A 26,626-nucleotide genomic window follows, 5' to 3' on the forward strand; every position below is an offset into this window, starting at 1 on the left:
CTGGTGTCACAGCCGGGAGAGTAGGTGGCCGCCAACCCCAACAACCAGCACCCCCTCCGCCAATGCGGCAGGGGGTGTTTGCTTTTATAGCCACCCGGGAAGGGCCTTTCTGGTGTTATCCAGGCGCGGCACTCCTCTTTTGTTATCCTGAAAGAATCAATCTTACGGGCGAGCGGTGACTGTTTTTAAGTAATGAATGGTCCTGACCACAACAAACAAGTAGGCCCCGGTTCCAGGGAACCGGGGCCTACTTGTTTTTATACTAATGAAACTGCTTATTCAGCGTGTACAATTCTTCTGATTTGCACCTGCACTTCAGGGTCACTCTCGTAAGCCTGCATGATGGTGTCATACTTTTCTTTTGTTAAGCCACTATCCACTATGGCTTGCTGAATTTTGTCTCTTGTTTCAGGCTGTAACTTTACCACGTTCTGAGCTGCATTGCTGAAAGCAGAGATTTCTTCTGGATTCTCTGCTACCTCTTCAAGCTTTTGTGCTCGGTGTGCCTTGGCCAACTCGTTAAAACGATCTACAGTCAGCTTCTGTTCTTCTATCGCAGCCACTATCCCTTCCCTGCCTTCTTTCTGTATTTCTGTGACCTTTGTATTCGCTTCCACAAACTTTTCCAGTTCCTCTTCAGAGAACTTCTGTGTTGTTTGCTGGGCTTCTGTTTGGTTGGATGGGGTGTCCTGGGCGTACGCTGCATGTCCGAAGGACAGAGTTGCCGCTACCAGTGCGGCTGCAAGAGTCCCTTTCTTTATTAGTACCATAGTTCGGTTTTTAGGATTGGGTTAAAAGATGAATTTCGAAAAAATAATGGGCCTCCAAGTTTCTATTTTCTACTATAAGAGCCATTAGAGTGCGTATAGGACCAAAAAAAGACACTATACAGATACCCACATTGATTAAAAATAGCCAATTATAATGCCAAAGTCAAAAAATAGGCGAATTTTAACCCTTCCTTTTCCAAACGAATAGTACTCGAAATGGTTATTGCTGTTGTTGTAGAAGAGCTGGTACTGGTTTTTTAGCCCTTAAAAAAATGTCTTATCTATTTTGTTGCCAAGAGTGAGCAGATCAACCTAAAGGAGGTTGCTACGTCTGCTTTTGTAGAATAACTTACGATGACGTGTACATTGATACCCTAAGGTTACGAAAGGCAGTTATGCCAAGTTCAGAAAGAGGAAAAGGCGAGGTAGTAACAAAAACATAAGGAAGAGTATGTGTAAAAGCAAAAAGCCATGCAGGTAAACCCACATGGCTTTTGTTCAATCAAATTACTGGTTTCTGTTAAGTATCTTACTTTTTAGAGGTCTGGGTCGGAACCGGGAAACCTCGGTCACGCATCAAGGCATCAATCTTGGCATCACGTCCACGGAACTTGCGGTAAGCTTCTGCCGGATCCATAGAGTTTCTTGGAGCAAACAGGTACTTCACTAATCTTGCTGCTACCTCTTTGTCATAGAAACCTCCTGGTGCTTCTTCAAAAGCTTCTGCTGCATCCGAAGTTAGCACGTCAGCCCAGAGGTACCCATAGTAACCCGTGGCGTAGCCTTCTCCAGAGAACACGTGGCTAAAGTGTGGTGAACGGTGGCGCATCACGATTTCACTCGGCATATTTAAAGCGGCGAGTGTTTCCCTTTCAAATTTATCCGGGTCTATGCCTTCCGGATCAACCGTATGGTACTTCATGTCCATCAGAGCAGAGGCCAGGTATTCCGTTGTGCCAAATCCCTGGTTGAAGGTAGAGGCATTTTTAATCTTTGCTACCAGACTGGCAGGGATCACTTCGCCTGTTTCGTGGTGCTTCAAGAATTGGTTTATCACCTTGTCAGTAGACAGCCAACGCTCCAATAACTGGGACTGGAACTCTGTATAATCTCTCACGCCACTGTTCAGGGTCGGGTACTTTACGTTAGAAGCAAAGAAGTGCAGCGCATGCCCGAACTCGTGGAAGAATGTGGTCGCATCGTCCCAGGATATCAGCACAGGCTCACCCGGAGCCGGCTTCACAAAGTTAGAGTTGTTGGAGGCCAGCACTGTTTCCTTCCCGTCGAAAGTGGTATGGCTGCGGTAAGTAGTGGCCCAGGCGCCGGAACGCTTACCAGGCCGGGCAAATGGATCCAGGTACCAAAGGCCGATGTGCTCTCCGGTGGTCTTGTCTGTTACCTCCCACACTTTCACGTCTTCGTGGAATACGGGTACTGAACCCTCAGGTACTGGTTTAAAGTCGTAGTTAAACAACTCGCCAGCCGTAAAGAACAGCGCCTGTGTCAGGTTATCCAACTGAAGGTATTGCTTCACTTCATCAGACTCCAGGTCATACTTTTGCTTGCGTACCTTCTCGGCGTAGTAGCGGTAGTCCCAGGGAGCTATTGTTATTTTGGCTCCTTCAGCATCAGCTACTGCCTGCATATCAGCTACCTCTTCTTTTACTCTTGCAAGGGCTGCCGGCCACACGGCGTTCATCAGTTCCATAGCGCGTTCCGGCGTTTTTGCCATGCGGTTTTGTAAGCGCCACTCCGCAAAGTTGTCGTGCCCTAACAAGGCCACGCGCTCATCACGCAGCTTTAAAATATTAGCGATGTTCTTGTTGTTGTCGTACTGGTCGCCGTTATCGCCTCGTGAGTAGTAATTGTTCCACACCTTCTCTCTTAAGGCGCGTTCATCTGAGTAGGTCAGGAACTGGTCCATGGACGAACGGGTATTGGTAACGGCGTATTTGCCTTCCTGGCCACGGTCAGCCGCAGCTTTAGCCGCTGCTTTGATAAACGATTCCGGCAAACCGCTTAGCTGGTCTTTAGTCAGGTAAACCACATAGTTCTCTTCATCTGCCAGCACATTGTTAGAGAAGTTAGTGTACAGCGATGACAGTTCTTTGTTGATGGCGGCATAGCGCTCTTTGGAGGCCTGGTCCAGGTCGGCGCCTTCCATGGCAAGGCCCTCATACACGAGCTCTACCACGCGTTGCTGGTCTGCCGGCAGCGGGTTTTCCTGGGCGTTCTCATATACTGTTTTAATACGCTGGAACAGCTTCTCGTTCTGAGAGATTTTAGAGGAGAACTCCGATATCTTTGGTGCCAGCTCCGCCTGTATCTGGCGGAATTCCGGAGAGGACATGTTGCTGCTCCAGATACCATAGTAGGTAAAGGCTCTGTTCAGTTCTTCGCCTGCTCTTTCCATGGCTTCAATCGTATTCTCGAAGGTAGGAGGGGCAGGGTTGTTGGCAATGGCCTCTATTTCTGCTAGTTGCAGGGCCATGCCTTTTTCTATAGCTGGCTTCAGATCAGCTAATTTCATCTTATTAAAAGCAGGAACTCCACCATAAGGCCCAGTCCACTCGGCCAGTAAGGGGTTGCCTGTGTCTTTCTTTTGTTCCATTACTGCTTGTGTTTTTTGCGAAGCTTCCTGCGTCTGGGCAGAGGTACAGCCTACTAAAGCGAGCATCACCAGTAAGCTTGTCTTCTTACCTGCTGCTATAAATTGATTTCCCATGCGTGTTTTTAATTGTAAGATGCAGAAGCGATGACTGCTCCTGTTATAAAACTTGTTAGCAAAGATACTAAAAAACCAGACAAGCCTTAGGACGATTGCACCGCAAGGGCTTTACCTATATGCTTGTATGTGAATGTAAAATGCCTTTGCTGCGTCAAAACACCTGTTTGCCCCCAGTAAAGCAAAAAGCTTTCCAAACCTTTATGCCGCTGTGGTGCCTAAGTCTCACAAGGTGTGGAGAGCAGGGAAGAGGCCTTGAACAGGTATGGCCAAATTGGGGTGTTGGGTGAACCGGAGGCGTGGCGGTCTTTAAACAGGCTGGCTAAGTAAGAAGGATAGCAGCTTGAGAGTTGAGCAAGAAAGCCAGGCGCCTTCTCAAATGTCACACTTAAAGTAGGCTTCATCATAACCAGGAGCCGGGTTATCACCTACTCTGACCAGACGGTCTAAGCGTACTTCTTTGCCAGTTGCCAGCAGCAGGTATTCTGCTCCTTCCTTTTCAATCAGTTCTTTCGTAACAGTAGTTACATTGATGAGCTCGTGCAGGTCCGTATAGTACTGGACTCTAATATAGGCTTTCTTCGAAGTAAGGTCTTGTAACAGTTCATAAAAACTGTTTTCAACGGGTTTATAGGCTTGTGTCATGTCTCAGCTTTAGAATATTCCTTCTTTTCATACGCACCGGCCTTAAAGATGGCGCTGTTGGCTGTGGTAGGCAAGTTTATAGGACAAAAGAACATGTGTTTTGTTTATGTAAGTGATTGTTCACTTCTTTTAAACATAACACAGCATACTAAAATGGACGAACATACGTAGTGAGGTATAGTAGTACTTGAGCAAGCGGATTATGCATACAACGGTATTTAAGTTTGGAGAAGGAAGCCCTTACGTGAACAGCAGGCGCCCTATTGGAATCGAAATCCAGAACAGGCTTTTATGGCAGGCCATGCGACTGGCAAGAACCGGTAAACGAATCTTTAAAGAAGGTTTGGTTGTCTATACTCCCATCCCGGCCTACCTAAGCGGCCCAACCATACTCGAAGTGTACTGGGATTTCAAGAGCCCGGATGAGTATGACGTCTACTCAAAGACTGCTTCTTAATCAATTTAAAGGCTGGACAGAAACTCACCTCTTTTACCTCTTCAGCAGGAATTGTCTTACCGCTTGGACGTACCTTTTTGCCTAAGCCTATCGGTCAGTCACTGCTATGTATTTATGATTACTACTAAAAGTGTCATCTATCGTAATACCTTATTTCGCAGAAGCATGCCATTATCAGCTTTCATGCTCTGTAAATCATTTAACCCCTATCTAGCATGAAACGAAACAGTTGGATTACATGGCTGTGCTTTGCAGGCCTGTTCTTTACCTTCTGCCTGCCCTCTTTCTCTCAACAGAAAAGACAGATCGGTGTATTCGAAGGCAGTACAGACATCGGAGATGTACTAAAGCCAGGGTCTGCTGTTTACAATCCGGAGACAGGGCAGTATAAAGTAGCTGGATCGGGGTATAACATTTGGTTCGACAAAGACGAGTTCCATTACCTGTGGAAGCGCATGAAGGGAGACTTTATCCTGTATACAAGGGCCGAGTTTGTGGGAGAGGGCGTAGACCCGCATCGTAAAGTAGGATGGATGGTGCGTTCAGACCTGGAGGGAAACGCACCACACGTGAATGCTGTCGTACACGGAGACGGGCTTACAGCACTGCAGTATCGGGAGACCAAAGGAGACAGTACCAAGGAAACACGCTCGGAACTGACAGATGCAGATGTTATTCAGTTGGAAAGAAAAGGCAACACCTACACCATGCGGGTGGCCAGGTTCGGGGAGCCTTTTGTAACAGAGGAAGTAAAGAACATAGACCTGGGGGACGACGTGTATGTAGGGCTCTTTGTCGGCTCTCATAACAAAGATGTGCTGGAGGAGGGCATTTTTAAGGATGTGCGTATCTCCGTGCCCGCTCCGGATGACTTGGTGCAATACCGCGACTACCTGGGCAGTAACTTAGAGATACTGGACGTGACCACAGGTGATCGGGAGATTGTTTACACTTCACCAAAGTCTTTACAAGCCCCAAACTGGACGCCGGACGGCAAAACCCTGATCTATAACAGCGATGGTCTGATGTATGCCTTCGATCTGGCGACACGTCAGCCAAAGCTATTGAACACGGGCAATGTAAAGAACAATAACAATGACCACGTCCTGTCTTTTGATGGTAAGATGTTGGGCTTAAGCAGTGGTGTGGAGGAATTGGGCGGCTCCATTATTTATACGGTACCGGTAACAGGGGGAAAGCCCAAGCAGGTAACCCCACGTGGCCCCTCTTACCTGCATGGCTGGTCGCCCGACGGCAAGTATCTGGTCTTTACCGGAGAGCGTAATAAGGAGTTTGATATCTACCGGGTACCGGCAAAAGGAGGAAAAGAAGTTCGCCTCACCACAACAACGGGTCTGGATGACGGCTCTGAATATTCGCCAGATGGCAAGTACATCTACTTCAACTCCAACCGAAACGGCACCATGCAGATCTGGCGCATGAAAGCGGATGGCAGTGAGCAGGTGCCGCTCACAAACAGTGATTTCCACGACTGGTTTCCGCATGTGTCGCCTAACGGCAAATGGATTGTGTTTCTGTCTTTCTTAAAAGAGGAAGTGGAGCCAGGCGATCACCCTTTTTACAAGCACGTGTATCTGCGGATGATGCCAGTTGGTGGAGGAGAGCCTAAGGTAATTGCTTACGTGTACGGGGGACAGGGTACTATTAATACGCCCTCCTGGTCGCCAGACAGTAAGAAAGTAGCCTTTATCAGCAACACCTTGATGGAGGATGAGCCGGTAGAGTAAGGAAACCTGCTGCCTCATGCTGAATTTAAAAGACATTTCAACAGCCCGGACGAAACAAAAATAAGTCCGGGCTTTTTTGTTTTGCCTGTTAACCCTGCATAACCAGTGTAGTTTCCTTTGTCCCTCAGGAATCATCATGCACTGGCAGGGCAGCAATTTCCTCAAATCTTAGTTTCTTTCCTTAATGTTTAAACCTACTTTTCTACACCCAATCAGTTGCGGTGAGTTTAAAAACCTTCACTAACTCAAACAAAGCTTCTGCCCTTTGTACAAACCTATTTACTTGTATTGTTTTATTTAGTATTAATGTAAATTATTTTAGTTGTAAATTTCTAAGGTAGATAAGTTAAAGGTCTGAAAAGTATGAAAACAAAAATGCACAAGGCAGGCGTAAGCCTCCTTATAATCCTGCTGACACAGGTATGGACGTTAAGTGCTTTTGCTCAGGACGGTAATGCTGTCAAGCACCGGACAGCTGTAGAAGGGGATACGGTGTGGGTAGTAGTGAACCACGTGAAGCCGGAGAAGCGGGAGCAGTTCGAGCGTTTCGTTTATGATATCTTTTGGCCGGCTGCCAAGAAACTGGACCCTAAAGCGCAACGTGCCTTTGATAACACACGCATACTCAACCCTGCGGTAGCTGAGGCGGACGGTACTTTTACCTATGTGTTTCTGATGGATCCACTGATCAGTGGGGAGGACTACTGGATTGACAGTCTCCTTGGAAAGATGTTTCCGGAGAAGGAGGCAGAGGAGTACTACAGATTGTTCAGGGATGCGCTGGCCCGCGACGGAGAGCACTATGCCTTTGTGCAGTCGCGCTATTGGGGAGGCCCCTCTAAAAAGTAATACAGCGATGGTCCTGGATCTTTTAATCTTAAAAAATAAACTATGGAAGCGGTAAGCATAGACATCAACGCAGAAATTATCAGCGCAAACAGCAAACTGGCAGCAGCCCTCGACAAGGCCGATGCCCAGGAAATGGCTAATCTTTACACGAAAGAGGGCATGTTACTCCCCACAGGTAGCGATATGATCAAAGGAAGGGAAGGCATCCGGACCTTTTGGCAAGGCGCGATAGACATGGGCATGAAGCAGGTGAAACTGGAAACAGTGGAGGTGGAACCCCATGAGAACACAGCCATCGAACTGGGGAAATACACGCTGAAAGGCGAAAATAACCAGTTGATAGACCAGGGCAAGTACATGGTGATCTGGAAAAGAGAGGATAAGCAATGGAAACTCCATAAAGACATGTGGAACAGTAGTTTACCGGTACAGTAACCGAGCTTTAAAAGAAACGAGACCTGCATCCACGTAAGAACCGCCCCGTGCGCTTAGCGCACGGGGCGGTTCTGTTTTATCGTCTGTCTGGGCCCGCATGTCCGCGTACCATACTATCTTTGCCGCTATGAACTCCATCAAGCTCAGTTCGTATTACCGCCTCTATGCCTTTTCGGACTACCAGAGTATGAAATCGGCTTTGCCTTACATGCGGCAGGTGGTGCTGGCAAAAAGGTTAACAGAGGTAGAGGAAGCAGAGGCCAGAAACTTCGTATGGCGAATTAAGGGGCAAGGATACAAGAACTACCTGGAACCGATCAGAAACCATGCGACGAGGAGCTCAGCCCTTCACTCTCTCATTACGGCCCTGCAGGAGCTCTATAAACGCAATGGCTACTCCGCCAAGTATATTGTTGTCGAGCGGGGGTAACAGGACCGGTAAGCTAATTTGGCAAGTCCTCCCAAGACTGCCGACATAGCCCTTCCCTAGTCTTCTCACTAAAGTTTCAAAGCATCATAAACGCTTTTTGCTTTGTGCTGTACAGGCAACTTTTCGCTTAAAAACTGACAGGTACAGGCTGGTTAAACATCTTTAATCAGGAATCTTTCTGCGTGTTTTCATAATTTGCAGTTCTTACCTCCTTTAGTCAGAACTAAAGCTTATTAGATGAACATAATTAAGAACCTAAAAATCAGGGATAAATTACTACTGCTGTTGTTCCTGCTGCTGTTTCCGCTCATTTACTTTGTTGCTGTTACCGTTAAGCGGGAGTTGGACGAAAACAGTAGTTTGAAGCAAGAAACCGTGCAACTGACAGAATCAGAGAAGCTTTCGGAACTCTTACATGCTTTCCAGCGGGAGCGCGCGCTCATCCTGGCAGCCTCTGGTGGTGAAAGTGGTTTCTTACTTGACGCCAAAGCACAAAGAGGCAAAACAGATGCAGCAGCAAGAGAGCTGACCGAATTCCTGGTTAGCGAGGGCCGTACATTTCCAGACCTGGCCTTGCTGAACGAGTTGGAACGGTACCGAAACGCCCTGGACAAGAACGAACTGGACGTGCCGGCGTTCCGGGAATACTCAACGGGTTTGATTTTTAATTTCCTGAACAAGGTCGATGCCAATGCGACAGGCATCAGTAACGTAGAAATAGGCAGGCAGTTAATAAGCTTCAGGAACCTGGCCGAGGCGAAAGTACAATTAGGGAGAATCAGAAGCCTGCTGATGATATTTCCGGAAGGGGCCCTTTCTACGGAAGACTATGCCCGGATAAGCTCTCATATTGATTTTTACAAGAGAGCGCTAAACGATTTCAGCAGGCATGCGAACGGGGAGGCAGTAGGACAAGTACAAGAAATAGTAGCTTCCGATGACTACAAGGAGGTGGCCGCTATCCTCCAGGCAATTGAGCGTAGCCCTGATCTGAACTTGTCTGCTTTAGACCCGACCAAAACCTTTAATGCCTTTACCACCAATATCGAGGACTTCCGGGACGCGGAGAACCTGCTGATAGACGATATCCGGGAGGAGGTGTACACCGCGAGCAGCCAAAAACAGCAGTACGTTGCCTTTCTGATACTGGGCGTCGTTCTGTTGCTTGGCTTAGCCATTGTACTCTGCTTTTATATCATCAACTCAATTTCAAGGCCTCTTTCTACCCTAAAAAGAGCTGCTGACAGAATCAAACTAGGGGCTACCGACGTCGTTATCAACATCAACAGCCGGGATGAAATCGGCAGCGTGGCGGATTCTTTCAGGGGCGTAGTGGAGAAAAATATTTTACTCTCGCAGGTGGCCCAGGCAATCGGGCATGGTAGGTACGATGTAGAGGTAGCCGTGCAGAGCAAGGAGGATTTGCTCAGCTATGCCATCAAAGACATGAAGGACAACCTGCAGACCTTTACAGAGGAGAACGCAAACAGAAACTGGATCTTGACAGGCGTATCGGAGTTTAACAATGAGTTAAGCGGCGAAACAGGCTTAAATGGCATTGCTGATAAGGCAATTGCCTTCTTATGTGATTATACAAGCTCTGAGGCAGGCATCCTGTACCTGTACAACGACAGCGGAGAGCTAGAGCCCAGGGCCAGTTATGGGGTGCCGTACAGCAGAGAACAGCTTCCGTCTTTTGCGGTAGGTACAGGAAAGCTGGGACAAGCCGTAAGCGAAAGAAAGGTAAAAGTGCTGGAGGGAGTGGCCGACGAGTACCTGAAAATCACAACAGGCCTGTCTGACATAGCGCCAGCCTCCATCATTATTATTCCGCTTTACTTTTCCAACAATGTAGTGGGAGCCCTGGAGCTTTGCGCGCGCAAGCCATACAACGAGCTGCAACAGAAGTTCCTGGGTACTGTCTCAGAAAGGCTGTCCGTGATCGTGCACACACAGAAGACCCACCTGCAAACACAGGAGCTCCTTTACGAAACACAGAACCAGGCAGAGGAACTGGAAACGCAGCAGGAAGAGCTTCGTCAGCTGAATGCGGAGCTGAAGGCCTCCGAGGAAGAACTGCGCGTAAGCCAGGAGGAACTGCAGGAAAAGAACGCAGAGCTGGAAGAAAAGGCACAGTTGCTGGAGGAGCAGTACGAAGCGCTGAACACCAAGAACAAAGCACTGGAAGGTGCCCGGGAGGCCATAGAACTGAAGATGCAGCAGGTGGAAACAGTGAGTAAGTACAAGAGCGACTTCCTGGCTAACATGTCTCATGAGCTGCGCACGCCGCTGAACAGTATCCTGATCCTGTCGAGGCTACTGGCCGACAACGTGGAAAACACCCTGTCCACCAAACAGATCGACCATGCGCAGATCATTCACAAGTCAGGCAATGACCTCCTGAAGCTCATCAACGAGATACTGGACCTGTCTAAAATCGAGTCCGGCATGATCAAGGTCGAGGCCGAAGAGGTGAATTTAAAGGAGCTTTCGCTGGAGCCTATGTTCCGGGAGGTGGCCTCTAAAAAGCAGATCCATTATAGAGAGACATTTACCCCAGGTAGTTTTGATACCATCGTGACCGATCGCTTCCGCCTTGAGCAGATCCTGAAGAACTTTATTGGCAACGCGATCAAGTTCACGAACAAGGGGGGCGAGGTAGAGCTATCGGTTTACCCGGTGCAGGAGAAACCGGACTTCCGGTCGGAGCAGCTCCGGGAAGAGCAGGACATTGTCGCCTTTTCGGTAAGAGACACCGGAATCGGCATCCCGAAAGAGCAGCAGCAATTGGTATTCGAGGCGTTTCAGCAAGCTGATACCTCTACTACCCGCAAGTATGGCGGTACCGGGCTGGGACTTACGATCAGTAAAGAGTTGGCCACGCTGCTGGGCGGGGAGCTTATGCTGGAAAGTGAGCCCGGCAAGGGAAGTACTTTTACCCTGTACCTGCCGCGTGTGCCTCAGAGAGAGGAAACAAAACATACGGCGCCAGCCAAACAGGAGACGGCTGCCCCTCCGGTCAGCAAAGCAGAATCGGTGTTTCAGTCTTTCGAGAAGTTAGAGCCAAAGGATAAGAAAGAAATCTCGGTGCTGATCGTGGAAGACGACAAAGGCTTTAGCGACATTCTGGCTGACTTTGCCGCTGCCAAGAACTTTAAAATACACCAGGCCTACACCGGTGCAGAGGGGCTTCGCCTGGCACGGGAAGAAAAGCCTGACGCGATGCTGCTCGATATACACCTGCCGGATACCAATGGCTGGGATATCCTGAAGCAGATCAGGGAAGACAAAGAGTTGCGGCACACGAACGTGCATGTCATGTCCGCCTACGACAAAGAGGTGATCGGGGAGTTTGCCGACAACGAGGAGTACCTGCCCAAGCCGGTAACCCTGGAAATGCTGAACAGGGCCTTTACCACCATCTCCTCCTCTTCAGCCTCCTCTATCGAGAAGATCCTGATCGTGGAGGACAACGAGGTAGAGAACAAGGCCGTTGCTGAATTGTTGCTGGCACACGGGCTAAAATCCACGTCCGCCTTTTCTGCCGAAGAAGCAGAGCGCATCCTGGCCAAGCAGAAGGTAGACTGCATTATCCTCGACCTGAACCTGCCGGGTATGAAGGGCTATGAGTGGATGCGCACAATCAAATCTCAGCATGGCCTGGCGGATATTCCGATCATTATTTACTCGGGCAAGGACCTGAGCGAAGAAGAGGAAACGGCGCTGAAAGAGTTTGCCAACACCATCATCATCAAAAACGAATACTCTTACCTGCGCCTGCTGGATGAGGTGCAGTTGTTCCTGCACAAAGTAAACCAAAAGCTGCCGACGGGTAACGAGTTTAAAATGAAGCTGCACGTGCCGGAGGAAGTGCTGCAAGCGAAGAAAGTGCTGGTGGTAGACGATGACGTGCGCAACATTTACTCTTTGAGCAGCCTGCTGGAATTGCACGGGATGAAGGTGGTTGCTGCTTACAACGGAAAAGAAGCCCTAGAGAAACTGGAGAAAGAGGCCGGTATAGACATGGTGCTGATGGATGTGATGATGCCGGAAATGGACGGTATTGAGGCAACAAAACGAATCCGGGAGAACACTCGTTTTAAACAACTCCCAATAATTGCCCTTACAGCGAAAGCAATGAAAGAAGATAAAGAGAAGTGTTTAAGAGCAGGCGCCTCCGATTATATACCAAAACCTGTAGATACCGAAAAATTACTGACTTTAATGCGGGTTTGGTTATATGAGGTTTGATGACGGTGCCCTTTTTGAGCAGGACGTCGAGGCATTGATACAGGAGATCCATACCCAGTACGGGTATGATTTTGGGGGGTATGCCCGTGCATCGGTGTACAGGCGCGTGAAGCGGTTTTTGGCTAATAAGAGTATTAGCTCGATGGGGGAGTTGCGCAAGGCCCTTTTCAGTGACAGTTACTTTTTTGAGAATTTCCTGCAGGAGATCACAGTGAACGTCACGGAGATGTTCCGCGATCCTTCTTTCTTCCTGTCGCTGCGCACCAATGTGTTGCCCATCCTGTCTACCTACCCTTACATTAAAATATGGGATGCCGGTTGCTCTACGGGAGAGGAGCTTTTCTCGCTCGCTATCCTGCTGAAGGAGGAGGGGCTGCTGGACCGGACAAAGATCTACGCGACAGACATTAACCAGAAAGTGCTGAAGCAGGCGAAGGAGGGGATTTTCTCGGCGTCCAGTATGCCGGCTTATACTTCCGGTTACTATGCGTCGGGGGGCAAGCAAGAGTTCTCGGGTTACTATAGCAGCAATTACGGCAGCGTTAAGTTCGATGCCTCGCTGATAAAAAATGTGGTGTTCTACCCGCACAACCTTGCTTCGGACTCCTCTTTCAATGAGTTCCACCTGATCCTTTGCCGCAATGTGCTGATTTACTTTAACAGGGAGCTGCAGGAGCGGGTGTTCGGGTTGTTTGATGAGAGCTTGGTACGCCTGGGCTACCTGGCCCTGGGTAAGAAGGAGACACTGGCCATGTCGGAGATCAACAACAAGTACGGCCTGGTGGATAAGTCTAACCGGATTTACCGCAAAACAGGTTGATGGAAGCAGCGCCAAAGGTCATCGTGATGGGAGGCTCCTGGGGAGGAATTCAGGCATCGCTGTCTGTGCTGCAGAACTTGCCGGAGACTTATAGCATCCCGATTATACTGGTGCTGCACCGGCTCAGGAACCAGGAGGGGAGCCTGCAGGAAGTGTTTGACAAGAAACTGGCGCTAAAGGCCGTGGAGATAGAGGAAAAGGAAGCGCTACGCCCCGGCTATGTGTACCTGGCCCCGGCTAACTACCACGTGCTACTGGAGAAAGACCACACGTTTTCTTTGGACGTGTCGGAACTGGAGAATTACTCCCGCCCGGCAATTGATGTGACTTTTACGAGCGCTGCCGATGTTTTCAGTGAAAATACCATCGGGATACTCCTAAGTGGGGCCAGCAAGGATGGAAGTTCCGGATTAAAGTATATCTTTGAGAAAAGAGGCATGGCTATTGTGCAGGAGCCCGAGGAGGCAGAAGTAGACACCATGCCTTTAGCAGCGATAGCCATGGTCCCTGGCTGTTTTATACTGGATACAGAGCGTATAAAAGCGTTTTTACTTTCGTTACATGATCGTTGACCGAAACACAAAACCTTCCGCTGTAGAGTCTGCCGTACATCCGGTAAAGATTCTTTTAGTAGATGACAAGGAGGAGAACCTTGTGAGTCTGGAGAGTTTGCTTTTGAAGGAAGATGAGAATATCACCTACCTTTTCGCTAATTCAGGAGAAGAGGCTTTAAAGGTTGCTTTGCAGGAAGAATTGGCCCTGATCCTGCTTGATGTGCAGATGCCCGGCATGAACGGCTACGAGGTGGCGGGCTACCTGCGGGACATTTCTAAAACAAGGGACATACCCATCATATTCGTTACGGCAATAGATGAGCACGACACCCATGTGATAGAGGGGTTTAAAGCCGGAGCGGTAGATTTTCTGTTCAAGCCCCTGCATCCTTTCATCACCAAGGCCAAAGTGGCCACTTTTGTCAGGTTCTACTTACAAAAGAAAGAACTGGAGAAGCTAAACAAGCTTACCCTGGAGGCGAACCAGCAACTGGAGGAGCGGGTGGAAGAGCGTACGAAGGAACTAACCAAGGTGAACAAGGACCTGGACAACTTTGTGTACACCGCCTCGCACGATCTGAAAGCGCCAATCCACAACATGGAGGGCCTGATGACGGCCTTGCACGAAACCCTGGAGGAGAAAAAGCTGCACCTGGAGGAGGTAAAGCCGATCATCGATATGATGCACAGTGCTATCAACCGTTTCAAGAATACGCTGACAGACCTGACGGAGGTGGCCAAAGTGCAGTATGAAGAAACAACCGGAAAGGATAAGGTAAGCTTTCAGGAAATCCTCGAAGATGTAAAGGTCAACATCCGGGACATGATTGAGGAACACGACGCTGAAATAATAGCTGATTTCTCTGAAGTGCCTGAAATCTACTTTTCCCGAAAAAACCTCCGAAGTATCATTTATAACCTGGTATCGAACTCTATTAAATACAGCTCTCCTCACAGGAAACCCAGCATCGCTATCAGCACCTCCAAAGAGGGCTCTTTCACCTTGCTCACCGTGCGGGACAATGGACTGGGCCTCCGAAAACAGGACGAAGAGAAGGTATTCGGTATGTTTAAGCGACTGCACTCGCACGTAGAGGGTACTGGTGTAGGGCTAGCGATTGTGAAAAGGATAGTTGAGAACTGCGAGGGCAAAATAGAGTTCGAAAGCGAGTTGGACAAAGGCTCCGTTTTCAAAGTCTACCTGAAGTAAGGATTGATGAGTTAACAGGCTATAGCTCCGGCTTGTTGACTCCCTTTAAGCGTTTTTACTGGTTAGCTGGCATTTCGCCTCTTGTCCTAAGAGTAGATGCGATACCCCTTGGAAAGCCTTCTATTCAGCACACCGCCTTATATAAAACGGGGATAGGCAGCCAATCCTGAGGGAAACTTCTACAGACTGTAGAGAAAACTATCCATTCCCCACTTTAATCCACACTTTTGTGATTCTATTGTTTTGTTGTTAACTGATTGTAGTACAATGTATTGCAGGGTGTTTGGCTGTTTGGCATGGTTCTGTCATAGTTGAATGCAGAACTTAAACAGTTATACTATGAAAAGAGTAACATTTTTAGCCGCTGCAATCGCATTACTAGGCATAACTTCAGTAGACGCCAACGCACAGACCTCTGCACAGCAAGGACAAACGCAGACTGCGCAGCAGGGCCAGGAGAAAAGAGAAAAAGTGACGCAGGACCAGCTTCCTGAGCCGGTAAGGACAGCCTTGGCAAGCGACACGTACAAAGACTGGACCGTAGGCGAAATATATAAAATAACACCAGCCGAAGGACAAGCGGAAGGCAAAGCCATTTATGAGGTGATGATGACCAATGCACAGGGGCAGACTGGTTCCATCAGAATGGATGAGACCGGAGCCGACGCCTCTAAAAAAGAGTAACAAAAAACCTATACTTTTAGCCAAAGCATAGGAGCCTCCGGTAATCGGAGGCTTTTTTGTTTTCATTCCGCAGTCAGGACATAGAAGAGGCTTCTGTTAGGGCAAAATTTTAGCAAAAGGTGCTCTGGCTACGGTTATAGGTGCAAGCCTACACATAGCTTTACAGCTAATGGTAAAACCAAAATCAACTGCGATGGGATTTGAGATAAAATATGAATCAGGCTTTTATAGAATCGAGGTAGATGCGGGCTCAGGCTTGCTCAGTGCGAAGTGGCTCAGGCCTGTAAGTGCCGATGAAATAATCAGAGGAGGCACAAAGCTGTATGAGGTGCTCCAGGAGACGCAGGTAGAGCGGGTTGTCGCCAATGCACAGGCCTTGGGCGCACTTACCTCTGAGGCCAAGGAGTGGATGTCTACCCGGTTCTATGAATTACTCTCGGGTACGAGCCTCAAGAAAATGGCAAGAGTACTACCCGATACCGTTTTTCACAGAATCGCCCTGGAGTCGGTGGTTACCAGAGCCGAGGCCCTGGGCATCACCAAGTTTTTGGTCAAGAACTTTTCCCGGCAGCAGGAAGCCCTGCTATGGCTGGACTTTTAAGCAGAAGTGAAGTACAGGACGTACTCCTGTATCTGTTTATTCCAGGCGCTCCTCGCCTCCTTTATAGTAGAACAACTTTTCTTTTATGTCCCCCGAATATATCTTACAACGCAATTGCCCCTGCGTTAAATAGCACTTTAAAGGTATCCCCAAGGATAACAAAGACCTGCGTGTTAATAAAGAGAAGGCTCCTGCTCTTAATTGAAGGTTAAAGCTTACCTTGTGGAATCACAAAGCGGGCTTGCATGCGTATGAGACATTGCGCCGCCGTCGGCTTATGAACTGCCATAAGCGTCATAAACAAAGTAAAAGATTGCCCAGCACGTGCCAGCGCGGGGCGGTAGTACTTTTGCTACCTTGCCAACATCAGAACCGAGAAGCTGGCAGAGTGAACGGCTGGTTGCCAGTTACGGGCGTTCCCGGGAATTCATATTTTTGAACAAAGCAGAATGGAGCTTCAACACGAAGAGTCAGTGCAGCAGGACTTACTGCAGCAGCTAAAAGAGACACAGCGGAAGCTGGAGGAAAGGAACAGACAACTTGAACTGATCAACCAGGTAGGCAGTATGCTCACGTCGGAGTTGGAACTGGATAAAGTGGTGCAGAGCGTAACAGACATTGCCACCAAAATCAGCAGTGCTAAGTTCGGGGCCCTGTTCTATAAAAAGTTTAACGAGAAAGGGGAGGAGTTTACCCTTTATGCCCTTTCCGGTGCTAACCGCGAGGATTTTGCTCATCTGCCTGTCATCCGGCACACGCCCATCCTGGAGCCTACCCTCACTGGTGAGCGAATAATACGTTCCGACGACATCACCAAAGACCCGCGTTACGGGCAAAACCGGCCCCACCATGGCATGCCCAAAGGCCATTTGCCCGTCCGAAGCTATATGGCCATACCCGTGGTAACGAAGAGCGGCAGCGTGATCGGGGGCTTGTTTTTCGGCCATCCGGAGCCAGGTGTTTTTTCAGAAAAAGAAGAGGAACTGGTAAGCAACATTGCGCGGCAGGCAGCTGTTGCGATCGATAATGCCCGTTTGTTCGAGGCAAAGCAACAGGCAGAGCAAAGAGTCCGGCTGGTCATTGAGTCTATCCCCCAGATGGCCTGGACCTCCCTGCCCGATGGGGCCTTGGACTTTTTCAATAAACGATGGCAGGAGTACACAGGACAGTCGGTGGAGGAGTCGAGAGGGCATGGCTGGCAAGAGGTAGTTCATCCGGATGACTTACCCAAGACGCTTGAGGCCTGGCAGAACTCGCTTAACCAACAGGAGGTGTTTAAGACGGAGCACCGGATAAGGAGAGGGCATGATGGGGTTTACCACTGGCACCTGAGCCGGGCTGTGCCTGTACAAGACGAGGAGGGGAAGCTGGCCTGGTGGGTAGGCACGAGTACCGATATAGATGATCAGATACAGGCGCAGAAAAGCCTGCTGGAGAAGAACAAGGAACTGGTGAAGATAAACGAGGACCTGGACAACTTCGTGTACATCGCCTCCCATGACCTGAAGGCTCCTGTTTTAAACATAGCAGAGCTGGTAAAGGAGTTACACAGCTCTGCAGCCCTTGAAACAGGAGATGAGCAGATGCTTTTCAGCTACCTGAACAAGTCTATCTATAAACTGAACCGTACCATTCAGGATCTGTCTGACGTGGCAAGGTCACAGAAGGGCATAGAGGCTCCTGTTGAGCGCCTCACGCTACAGGAAATACTGGAAGAGGTGCAGTTTGGGCTTAAGAGCGTGATAGCTGAAACGGAGGCGGTTATTCTGACAAAGCTGGAGAAGGCGCCTGTCATTCCTTTTTCAAGAGTAAACCTGAAAAGTGTGTTGTTCAACCTGGTTAGTAACAGCTTGAAGTACCGCTTTCCCGGGCGTAGCCCAATCATCGAAGTAAGCAGCTCCGTAGAGCCAGACTATTTTGTGATTTCTGTATCGGATAATGGCCTGGGTATGGACCTTGAAGCCCAGCGCAGTAAGCTCTTCCAGATGTTCCGGCGCTTTCACGATCATGTGCCGGGCTCCGGCGTAGGCCTGTATATCGTGAACCGGATCATCAAAAACCAGGGCGGCTATATAGAGGTGAACAGCAAAGTGGGCGAAGGCACTACCTTTACGCTCTTTATCAAAAGAGGTCCTGTTGCCTTGCCTTAGCAGGTAGGGGTTCGTCAAAAACTGCACCTCATCGGGAACCGGTACTTAACGTAAATAGGAATTATCCGTTAGGGAGAGAAGTGTTTAAGGCCGTATAAAGAGGGGAGTGTCCTGGAACGCAGGAATGAAGTGTATGATTATTTACGAAAACAGCTTTATAAAATTAGACTATAACCCGGCAACAGACGTCCTGCTGGTGGACATGCCAAGGATAGACACCATGATTATGCCCGAGGTGAGGAGCGCTCTGGCAATTATTGCAGAGCATGTGCGGAACTATGATGTGAAAAGGCTGTTAGTAGATGCCCGCCAGACAAAGGTAGAGGTAAACGAGGAAAGCTATACAGCACTGATCTCCGAGTTTAGCCAAAGCCTGATGACCACCCGCTTGCAAAAAGTGGCCCGCATTGTAAGCGCCAGTGAGGTCAGGGAAAAGGCGGTGAAGAAGGTGTACGAGCGGGATGGCCTCCCCCTGCAGTTTAAGAACTTCGAAGAGATGGCACCCGCGATAGAGTGGCTTACTGCGTAAGTTACCAGACTGAAGCTGCGCTACCTGGTGCTGTATATAAAATGGGACCTCTCCCCGTTTTAGCTTGCCTAGCTTTTATTAGGCTGCATCAGGCAGGATGCCCTAAATGGAAGCCATGTGATCGGGTGAACAGCTGTGATGCTAGCGTGTCGTTCATGTACAGTTTGGTAGTCCCAAAGGCGCCACCATCACAGCATACCGAAGTACCATGTGGGCGACAGCGCGCGGAAGCTGAAAACAGCGTAGGCATGACTATTACACATCAAAGTACGTAGCGTACTTCCTTGGCAGGTCCTTCAGCGGCTTTATCTTGATGTCTTTATAGTACACCTCCGCGGCTTCGCTCTGTAGCTGTATTTTCCCCCTCGTAAGAGGAACAGACCGGCCCTTGTCCATGTAGCGGGAGTTCTGCAGCACCATTACCACGTGCCCGTTTACGATGTGCAGGCTCTTGTCTTCAAAGCAAATCAGCTCTATTTCGGTCCAGTCCCCGGCCGGGCTTTCATGGTCTTCGCTACGCAGGCAGAAACCGTCTATGCTTGTTCCTGCACCAAGCGGCAGGAAAGGCTGTCTGGTGCTTGCCACCGTGTTCATGTCTCCTTCCGGTATAAAAGCACGCACGTCTATGGCTGAGGATGCTATCGTCCAGTAGTCGCCCATGTGCCCCTCCATGATCTGGAACTCCTGCGAGAGCATCCAGGCCCGCCAATAGTCAACGCCGCTCTCGCCAATGGAATGGTAAAGTATACCTGAGTCTTTCAGTTTGTCCGTTCGGGGCACCCATTTCTTGTCGCCCCATTTTACTTGCAGCTTCAGGTGGTAGTTTTCGAACTCCTGCTTCGTAAAGATACTCCCGTAGATCTCCCCGCTTATTTTCAGGACCGGTTCGCCGTTTTTCGCTACCACCGAGAAGACGTTGTTAACATTCTTGTTGTACCCAATGGGCGCTATCACCGTCCCGTCCGTCTCTGTGGGCACCTCCCCCTTGTACCCGTCCTGGTGCCGGTAACTCAGGTACATGTCCCAGTTAGAAAGCTCACTGTCGAGCAAGGGCACCCACTCTTCTTTCGCATGAAAGGAACTCACACCAAACAGGCAGACTGAGGCAAAGGCGCAGGCTGCCAGACTATTTTTAATGCTGACCAGGCTTTTCATAATTATTTAATTAAGTGTGTTTAATAGATTATGAGCGGCTTCCTTGTAAACTGACTGAATACGCCCGACTTGTTCTGCCGCCTTCAAAAAGAAGCAGTTCATCTTACTCAAAAGTAGATAAGGTGCCTTACTAATGTGTTGTAAAAATCCATTGTTTTATGGTAGATATGGCTATCTGTTTGTACTTTCATTGTATGAAGCGCTACATCCAGTACGAACCCTTCAATATTTACCAGTTTGACACCAGCCACTGGCAGCACCCGGTTCACAAGCATAGTTACTTCGAGATCATCTTTATCCGGAGCGGGCGTGGGCTGCATGTGATCAACGACAACACCGTGCTGTACACAGCGGGTGATGTGTTCTTACTTGGGCCGGAAGACTACCATTACTTTGACATACAGGAGCACACGACTTTTTGCTATATCCGCTTTACAGCGGTGTACATAAAGGATCAGGTAACGGCCCCGGACTGGATGCGGACAATTGATTTTATTCTGAACTCCCCCTATACCTGCAGTGGGACGATCGTGACAGATGCGAAAGAAAAAGAGCATCTGGATCATTTGCTGTCGGTACTGCTGCATGAGTACAACAACCGGGGGGAGAGTGCTTACGAACTGATCATGCACAGCATCCTGAAAGCGATGCTCGCCATCCTGGCCAGGAATATGGTGCGGCAGAAGCTAGGCGAAAGGAAGAAAACAAAGAGTGCCAGGCTTATCGAAGATATGATGCTGTACATCAGCCAGCACATTTATGAGCCGGATGCCTTGCGGATAGAGCGATTAGTGGAGAAATTTAATTTTTCGCCCAGCTACCTCAGCGTGTTCTTCAAAAAAGAAACAGGAGAGTCCTTACAGCAATACATTCTGCAGTATAAGCTGAAGATGATTGAGAGCCGCTTGCTGTTTAGCCAAATGAGTATCTCCCAGATAGGGTATGAGTTTGGCTTTGCGGATGGCAGCCATCTGAACAAGCTGTTTAAAAAACACTACGGCCTTGCCCCCGGTGAGTACAGGGCTGCAGCAATGGTTGACAAGGGAAAGTCAGGAGCCAATGGCACCTGGACAACCTAATAGCACAAGGGGACGCTTGTGCTTCCGCTGCTTTGGCTGCGGAAGCCTGCTAACATGCTACTACTATAGAGTCTTTATTTTGCTTTTGGCAATGCAAGGCGCATGCAAATGTTGCGCCATGAGGTTTACAGCAGGACTTACTTGAAATCAGTTCTGCTACTGATACTGTTTAGTAAACATTACACCTGACGGGTGGTTTAGAGGTAGCAGGTTTAAATCGGCAATCAAGTAGCCAAAGTACCGCACTATAACAAAGGTGGTGTAGCATTTTAAAGTAAATTTGAGCCATCTATAGGATGGCTTATCGCAATACAAATATTATGGAAAAAGATAAAGTACTGAATTATATAAAAGATGTATTAGAAAACATGCCAGCTGACTGGTTGAGGCTAACAACTCATCGACTGGATATTTACAATGAACAATTAGCCAAAACCCAATTCCTGGAGCAGTTTGAAGCCTTATTTGAGAAGAGAGATGCTGAGACGGCAGCACTCTGTGCTTTACCCACTGCTTTCGATTATATTCGATTAGGGCACCCCTTATCTTCGGTGCTGGAATGGGCAATTGCCCGCTTGCACCAGCTGAAACCGGAAAATGTCATAAGTTTCTCATCCAGGACGATGCCTGTTTTAGCAGTTCTACGGAAAAACTTGCTGGATCAGAAGAACACCCGCATCGTGTATACCGGTGCGTTACCGGACTTTTTTGACGCCGAAGTACTGAAGCACGTTTACGGGTATAAGTTTGACTTAGAACATGTCGGGAAGTTAGAAGACGTTACGGAGTTTAACGGAAGTACCATCTTCTTTTCACAGGAAGATGAAATTGGCCATGCCGACCTCCCCCCAGCTATTGACTTCTATGTAAGTGTTCATTCTCAGCTTGGCAGTATTATACTGGTAAATGGTGAACAGAATAACGGGTACGTGTCAGAAATTCAGCATGTGAGAAGGAGAGAGAGCATCGCCATGACGCCAGCCAACTGTTTCGCTGCCTTACAGCAACTGATAGGAAAATCTTCTTCCGATAAGGAGGAACGTAATGCCGCGGCAAACAATGCACAAGTTCAGGATCTGATCAAAGAGATTACAGGCACAAGTTCAGATGCGCTGCTTGGTTCCTCCGGACTGTCGATGCAATATGCGATCATGATGGGGCTGGTTCACGATGCCCTGGAAAAGCACGCTGGAAAGGCCATCAAGTTTGTTGTTCCTCCAAACTGCTATGGTGGTACAAACGACCAGGCAAGACGAATAGCTGCTATTTTGGACAATGTGGAAGTGGTGGACTTACTGGTTGACAGAGATCATAACATGGTCCAGAGTATTGACACGGTGCTGGAGAAAATTGCCAGCCAGGATGCTGTCCCTTACATTATCGCTGAAATCCCAACAAACCCAAGGGTCGAAGTTCCGGATCTTGTAAAATTAAGGGAGGTGCTGCGTAAAGCGCGTAAGACGGCTAGCGGAGAAGTAGCTGTTGATCCGGTGTTTATTCTGGATCAAACTTTCTGCCCGAATGTGCAATTCGTAAGCAGAGACGGGATACTCTCAACGATCAGGACGATTTCATACGTTAGCGGATCGAAATTCCCGAGTGGCGGAAAGGTTACAGCCGGCTACTGTGTAGCCAACACAAAAGCGGAGGCCTTGCTTGAAAAAATAGAGAAGCATCTAAGACTTTGCGATAACGAGGCGACCGACCTGCAAGTTAAAATTCTGGCAGAACAGCTGCCTTCCATGAACCAAAGGATTGAGGCTGCCTACAGGAATACGCGTGAATTTGTAAACTTTATAAAGGAGACCTTACCGGAGGCGAAGATCAATTTCGTTTCAGAAGAACTGGCACAGGAAGGATTTACGCCATCCGTGTTCTCACTGGATCTTCCGACAAAGGGGAATACGCATGAAGAAAGGGAAGCCTACAAGCGGTCCTTAAATAATAAGTTGATCAACATGATGATCACCGAAATCCCGCATGAAAGTAAGTACTGTGTGAGCTACGGGCAGTTAAAGGGAAGTTACTGGACGATACCTGCCACCTCCACGCAAGGCACGACCAAAGAAGCCGACAAAGATTACATTGCCCGGGTATCCCTGTCACCGGACATGGATCTGGAGCTTCATAAAAAAGTCTTTTCAGATTTTGTGGAGCAAATCTAGTATTCGTCGAGGAAGCCACCCACCTTACCGATATCTACTATCTGCACTTGCTTAGTATTGGCAGATACCAACTTAAAGAGGCAGACGCACATCACATTTTGTGATGAGCTGAGAGCTAAAACCGCACAACTGAAAGCCACAGCCGTAACGCTGTGGCTTTTTCATTTGCAGCAGGTCAGCCCTATAGTACGTCACAAAGAATAAAGCTGAATTTAAATGCCAGGTCTGGAACTGCTCTAAGTCTATCTCTGCGCTTTATACTGACTTCTATACGGACTACAGCTTCTTAGAGGAGCTACAGAGGCTTAAGAAGGATGAGATAAAAGAAGTGCCGCTTGAGTACTGCACGCTTCACCTAGTGCCCTTAGACAAGACTACAATAAGGTTCTATGACAGACTAGAGAACAAGAATAGAAAAACATTAGAGAATTTAAATCAACAAGAAAATGCCAGTATCAAGAAATAGGAAAAAGAAAAGTGATCAGAGTAATAACCATAGGCCTAAAGCTGCTAAGCACATGTGCATCCATGAATTGTTCAGGCTACAGACAAACCCCTGCAGGAAATGTGGAGGGGTAAGAGACGAATTTAGCTATAAGGAGCTGCCTGATGAGCAGCAGCCACATTGGAAAGAAACAGGAATGTTAGATTCAATAGACTACTTCCTTTACTGTCCAAGCTGTGAGGAGTATTCAGCAATTTTAGCAGTAGATGAGTATTAAATTAAAAATATTTATATAGTAAGGTTATATTACATTTGTAGCATCACTACGCTTGTTTAAACCTAAGCAAAAATAGCTTGTATGTTGTACTAAACTACTGAAATGAACAGAATTCAAAATTTCTCAATAAAGAATCTTTTTGGATACCAGAATGTAAAACTGTCATTCAAAGACAATATCTTGATTCTTATGGGTGAAAACGGACTAGGAAAAACATCTATCCTTAATTCCCTTTATTTTACTTTAACTCAAAAGTGGAAAAAGCTACACAAAATTAATTTTGAAGCAATAGAGGTGACCATAGATAATCAATCTTTTAGTTTTACTAAAGATCAATTGTCGTGGTTTATAGATAACCATAGTAATAAAAAGCTTAGCCGCTACAGAAACCTTAGAACAGAAATCATCAACTCCATAGACCATGAGGACTTAATTAGCTTTATAAATGAGAGGTCCGATGAGAAGGTTGATAGGCATAGAATTATCTATGAATATGTCCGTAAGAGGAAAATTAACCGTGAAATGACTGCACCTACTGGCTTGATCATTGAGCTTATAGACCAAATTTTTCAGCAGCCAGATGTAACAGGATTTGAAAAATTAGTTGAATATTTAGATAAGGCTGAATCCATAAATATTTTATATTTTCCTACTTATAGAAGAGTTGAGGAGGAACTCCATAATTTAGGAAGATTGAAAGGAGTGAGTTCATACGATTTTCCTGTAGAATTGAGAGTTGAGGAGGATGAAACTGAAGAGTTAGAGGAGGAAACACTTATTCAGTTTGGTATGGAAGATGTTGTTCAACGAATAAAAAACATAATAGCCAAAATCAATGACTCTTCTATAAAAGGATTTGCCAAAGTAACAGGTGAGATGCTTCATCAATTGCAGGAAGGATTTCCAAAGCTGTCCAATGAAGAAATATTAAGTATAAATGGTAATAACATTGAAATCATACTTAATAGAGTTAAAAATAACCTTTCTGAAGCTGATAGAAATAATATCCTTAACCTATTGAACACGCAAGAGCTACTTCATAAGCAGGAGCTAGCGTATTTCCTTATAAAACTTGAAGCGATTTACCTCCAGCAACAGAGCTTAGATAATTCTATAAAACATTTCGCAAATGTTTGTAATGAATATTTGGTTGATAAAAGGTTCTTTTTTGATGAGAGCTTAGTGACTCTCATTATTCTCAACAACAGGACAAACAAAAAAGTAGAACTTAATCAGCTTTCTTCAGGAGAAAAACAAATAGTGTCTCTCTTTTCGAAATTATATTTAGAGGATGAAAGAGATTTAATTGTATTCTTTGATGAGCCTGAACTGTCTTTATCTATAAAGTGGCAAAAGCAACTTCTTCCCCATGTTGTAGAGACTGATAAGTGTAACTTTCTTCTAGCTGTTACTCACTCTCCTTTCATTTTCAATAATGAGCTGGAGAAATATGCGGTCGGCATGAATGTGTTTATTGACTAAATTTTTTTCTTGTGGATATTATTGAAGAAGCAAAAAGAGAGCTCAATTCAGGTTTAGTGGCTTATACAGAGTTTGTATTAGATTACAAAAAAAACTCAGATTCTATATATTGTTTCTATGAGGGTAAAGAAGACAGGAGCTACTACTCTTTCAGAGTAAAAATGATACACCCAGAGACTAAGTACTTTGATTATGTGTGCAATGGGAAGGAGAATACTTTCAAGTTATATTCATTAATACAAAATCATAGTGAATATAGTAGCAGTAAGGTAGCATATTTTGTAGATCGTGATTTCGATCCAATAGCAAGTGAGCAGGATATATATACAACCCCATACTATAGCGTGGAGAATTTCTATGTTGTAGATGAAGCTTTCAAAAGTATATTAACGAATGAGTTTAATATTTCAAGGCAGTGCTCCTGCTACCAAATGTGTATTGACTTGTTCAAGAGTTGTAAGGAGCTGTTTCATGAGAAAATACTGTTACTAAATGCATGGCTAGCATGCCAGACTGATCTTAGATTAGAAGAGAAATTAAACACAAGGTTAAGTATCGACAAGACTCTAAAAAATGTCATAGATAGTGAGGAGTTTGACAAAGTTGTCATGCCTGATCTGAAAACCTTAGTGTTTCCTAATCGCTTGACTAATGTATCAGAAATAGAATCTATTTTTCATGACGCTCCCAAAGTACCGTCAGAAAGACTGTCAGCAAAAGTGGCTGAATTATCTGGAATGAAAGCTGATGAAGTGTTTAGGGGTAAGTTTGAATTAAGATTTTTAGTTTCATTTCTAAATAGACTGAAAGATGAATTAGGTAAAAGGAAAGATTCGATGTTCCCAAAGCGTTATTCTTGTAGTCTTAGGTTTGAGTATGCGACAAGTGTATCTCAGTTGACAAATAACGCCGTCACTCCTGCGTGCTTATTAGCATATGTAAGGAAGATAGGGTATGAAGAGTAAATTCCGTCCCCTACACCGTCCCCTAAAAGCAAAAAAGGCCTGTAAGATATTAGCTTACAGGCCTTTATATTTGATTAATGTACCCCTAAGCCTACCTGAATCGAACCAAATTCTTGTTGATATATTAAATCTCAATTCGTTCATGAACTGGCTTAAATCGGAGCATACAAGACTTTACAAGCATATTATTAATGCACAGT

Annotated in this window: 22 protein-coding genes; 18 read left to right on the top strand and 4 right to left on the bottom strand. The window is 47.0% G+C overall.

The window, feature by feature from the left end; all coding sequences use genetic code 11:
• Positions 1-275: 275 nt before the first annotated feature.
• The 3 genes from CHB92_RS18515 to CHB92_RS18525 form a co-directional block, all read right to left on the bottom strand.
• Positions 276-770, bottom strand: a complete 495-nt coding sequence (locus CHB92_RS18515) for a DUF4168 domain-containing protein (protein ID WP_089320735.1) — start codon at positions 768-770, stop codon at positions 276-278.
• 529 nt (positions 771-1,299) lie between these two features.
• A complete protein-coding gene (locus CHB92_RS18520) occupies positions 1,300-3,495 on the bottom strand; it encodes a M3 family metallopeptidase (protein WP_218824279.1) in 2,196 nt (731 codons plus the stop codon).
• A gap of 375 nt (positions 3,496-3,870) precedes the next feature.
• On the bottom strand, positions 3,871-4,140 hold the full coding sequence (locus CHB92_RS18525) for a hypothetical protein (protein ID WP_089320736.1): 270 nt from the start codon (positions 4,138-4,140) through the stop codon (positions 3,871-3,873).
• 202 nt (positions 4,141-4,342) lie between these two features.
• On the opposite strand from CHB92_RS18525, the gene CHB92_RS18530 reads away from it, so the two are divergent.
• From CHB92_RS18530 to CHB92_RS18590, 13 genes are all read left to right on the top strand, one after another.
• A complete protein-coding gene (locus CHB92_RS18530) occupies positions 4,343-4,597 on the top strand; it encodes a hypothetical protein (RefSeq protein WP_089320737.1) in 255 nt (84 codons plus the stop codon).
• 215 nt (positions 4,598-4,812) lie between these two features.
• A complete protein-coding gene (locus tag CHB92_RS18535; RefSeq protein ID WP_089320738.1) occupies positions 4,813-6,345 on the top strand; it encodes a PD40 domain-containing protein in 1,533 nt (510 codons plus the stop codon).
• A 363-nt stretch (positions 6,346-6,708) separates the two neighbouring features.
• Positions 6,709-7,194 carry a hypothetical protein gene (locus tag CHB92_RS18540; RefSeq protein WP_218824280.1) on the top strand — a complete coding sequence of 162 codons (486 nt, stop codon included), beginning with the start codon at positions 6,709-6,711 and terminating at the stop codon, positions 7,192-7,194.
• A gap of 42 nt (positions 7,195-7,236) precedes the next feature.
• Complete coding sequence (locus CHB92_RS18545) at positions 7,237-7,629, top strand: YybH family protein (RefSeq protein WP_089320740.1); 393 nt, start codon at positions 7,237-7,239, stop codon at positions 7,627-7,629.
• Between the two features lie 127 nt (positions 7,630-7,756).
• On the top strand, positions 7,757-8,059 hold the full coding sequence (locus CHB92_RS18550) for a hypothetical protein (protein ID WP_089320741.1): 303 nt from the start codon (positions 7,757-7,759) through the stop codon (positions 8,057-8,059).
• A gap of 237 nt (positions 8,060-8,296) precedes the next feature.
• Positions 8,297-12,310 (top strand): response regulator, encoded by a 4,014-nt coding sequence (locus CHB92_RS18555; RefSeq protein ID WP_089320742.1) that lies wholly within the window; start codon positions 8,297-8,299, stop codon positions 12,308-12,310.
• On the top strand, positions 12,300-13,130 hold the full coding sequence (locus tag CHB92_RS18560) for a CheR family methyltransferase (RefSeq protein ID WP_089320743.1): 831 nt from the start codon (positions 12,300-12,302) through the stop codon (positions 13,128-13,130). The genes CHB92_RS18555 and CHB92_RS18560 overlap by 11 nt, the downstream gene beginning before the upstream one ends.
• On the top strand, positions 13,130-13,702 hold the full coding sequence (locus CHB92_RS18565; RefSeq protein WP_089320744.1) for a chemotaxis protein CheB: 573 nt from the start codon (positions 13,130-13,132) through the stop codon (positions 13,700-13,702). Before CHB92_RS18560 ends, CHB92_RS18565 begins: the two co-directional genes overlap by 1 nt.
• Positions 13,692-14,894, top strand: a complete 1,203-nt coding sequence (locus tag CHB92_RS18570; protein ID WP_089320745.1) for a sensor histidine kinase — start codon at positions 13,692-13,694, stop codon at positions 14,892-14,894. Before CHB92_RS18565 ends, CHB92_RS18570 begins: the two co-directional genes overlap by 11 nt.
• 339 nt (positions 14,895-15,233) lie before the next feature.
• A complete protein-coding gene (locus tag CHB92_RS18575) occupies positions 15,234-15,578 on the top strand; it encodes a hypothetical protein (RefSeq protein WP_089320746.1) in 345 nt (114 codons plus the stop codon).
• A 169-nt stretch (positions 15,579-15,747) separates the two neighbouring features.
• Positions 15,748-16,179: a hypothetical protein gene (locus CHB92_RS18580; RefSeq protein ID WP_245842710.1), complete on the top strand. Its 432-nt coding sequence runs from the start codon at positions 15,748-15,750 to the stop codon at positions 16,177-16,179.
• 449 nt (positions 16,180-16,628) lie between these two features.
• Complete coding sequence (locus tag CHB92_RS18585; protein WP_089320748.1) at positions 16,629-18,329, top strand: ATP-binding protein; 1,701 nt, start codon at positions 16,629-16,631, stop codon at positions 18,327-18,329.
• Between the two features lie 133 nt (positions 18,330-18,462).
• On the top strand, positions 18,463-18,858 hold the full coding sequence (locus tag CHB92_RS18590; RefSeq protein WP_089320749.1) for a hypothetical protein: 396 nt from the start codon (positions 18,463-18,465) through the stop codon (positions 18,856-18,858).
• Between the two features lie 255 nt (positions 18,859-19,113).
• Here CHB92_RS18590 and CHB92_RS18595 read toward each other — a convergent pair whose 3' ends face one another.
• A complete protein-coding gene (locus CHB92_RS18595; protein WP_089320750.1) occupies positions 19,114-20,013 on the bottom strand; it encodes a 3-keto-disaccharide hydrolase in 900 nt (299 codons plus the stop codon).
• A gap of 194 nt (positions 20,014-20,207) precedes the next feature.
• Between CHB92_RS18595 and CHB92_RS18600 the strand changes: the two genes are divergently transcribed.
• The 5 genes from CHB92_RS18600 (at position 20,208) to CHB92_RS18620 (ending at position 26,426) form a co-directional block, all read left to right on the top strand.
• The gene (locus tag CHB92_RS18600; protein WP_179223107.1) at positions 20,208-21,092 is read left to right on the top strand and encodes a helix-turn-helix transcriptional regulator; all 885 of its coding nucleotides are present in this window, start codon (positions 20,208-20,210) and stop codon (positions 21,090-21,092) included.
• A 320-nt stretch (positions 21,093-21,412) separates the two neighbouring features.
• On the top strand, positions 21,413-23,257 hold the full coding sequence (locus CHB92_RS18605) for a PLP-dependent transferase (RefSeq protein WP_089320812.1): 1,845 nt from the start codon (positions 21,413-21,415) through the stop codon (positions 23,255-23,257).
• A gap of 446 nt (positions 23,258-23,703) precedes the next feature.
• Complete coding sequence (locus tag CHB92_RS18610; protein ID WP_089320752.1) at positions 23,704-23,979, top strand: hypothetical protein; 276 nt, start codon at positions 23,704-23,706, stop codon at positions 23,977-23,979.
• Between the two features lie 102 nt (positions 23,980-24,081).
• Positions 24,082-25,461 (top strand): AAA family ATPase, encoded by a 1,380-nt coding sequence (locus tag CHB92_RS18615; protein ID WP_089320753.1) that lies wholly within the window; start codon positions 24,082-24,084, stop codon positions 25,459-25,461.
• Between the two features lie 11 nt (positions 25,462-25,472).
• A complete protein-coding gene (locus tag CHB92_RS18620; RefSeq protein WP_089320754.1) occupies positions 25,473-26,426 on the top strand; it encodes a DUF4435 domain-containing protein in 954 nt (317 codons plus the stop codon).
• Positions 26,427-26,626 lie beyond the last annotated feature (200 nt).

This window comes from Pontibacter ummariensis, assembly GCF_900188175.1.
Taxonomy (GTDB): Bacteria; Bacteroidota; Bacteroidia; order Cytophagales; family Hymenobacteraceae; genus Pontibacter; species Pontibacter ummariensis.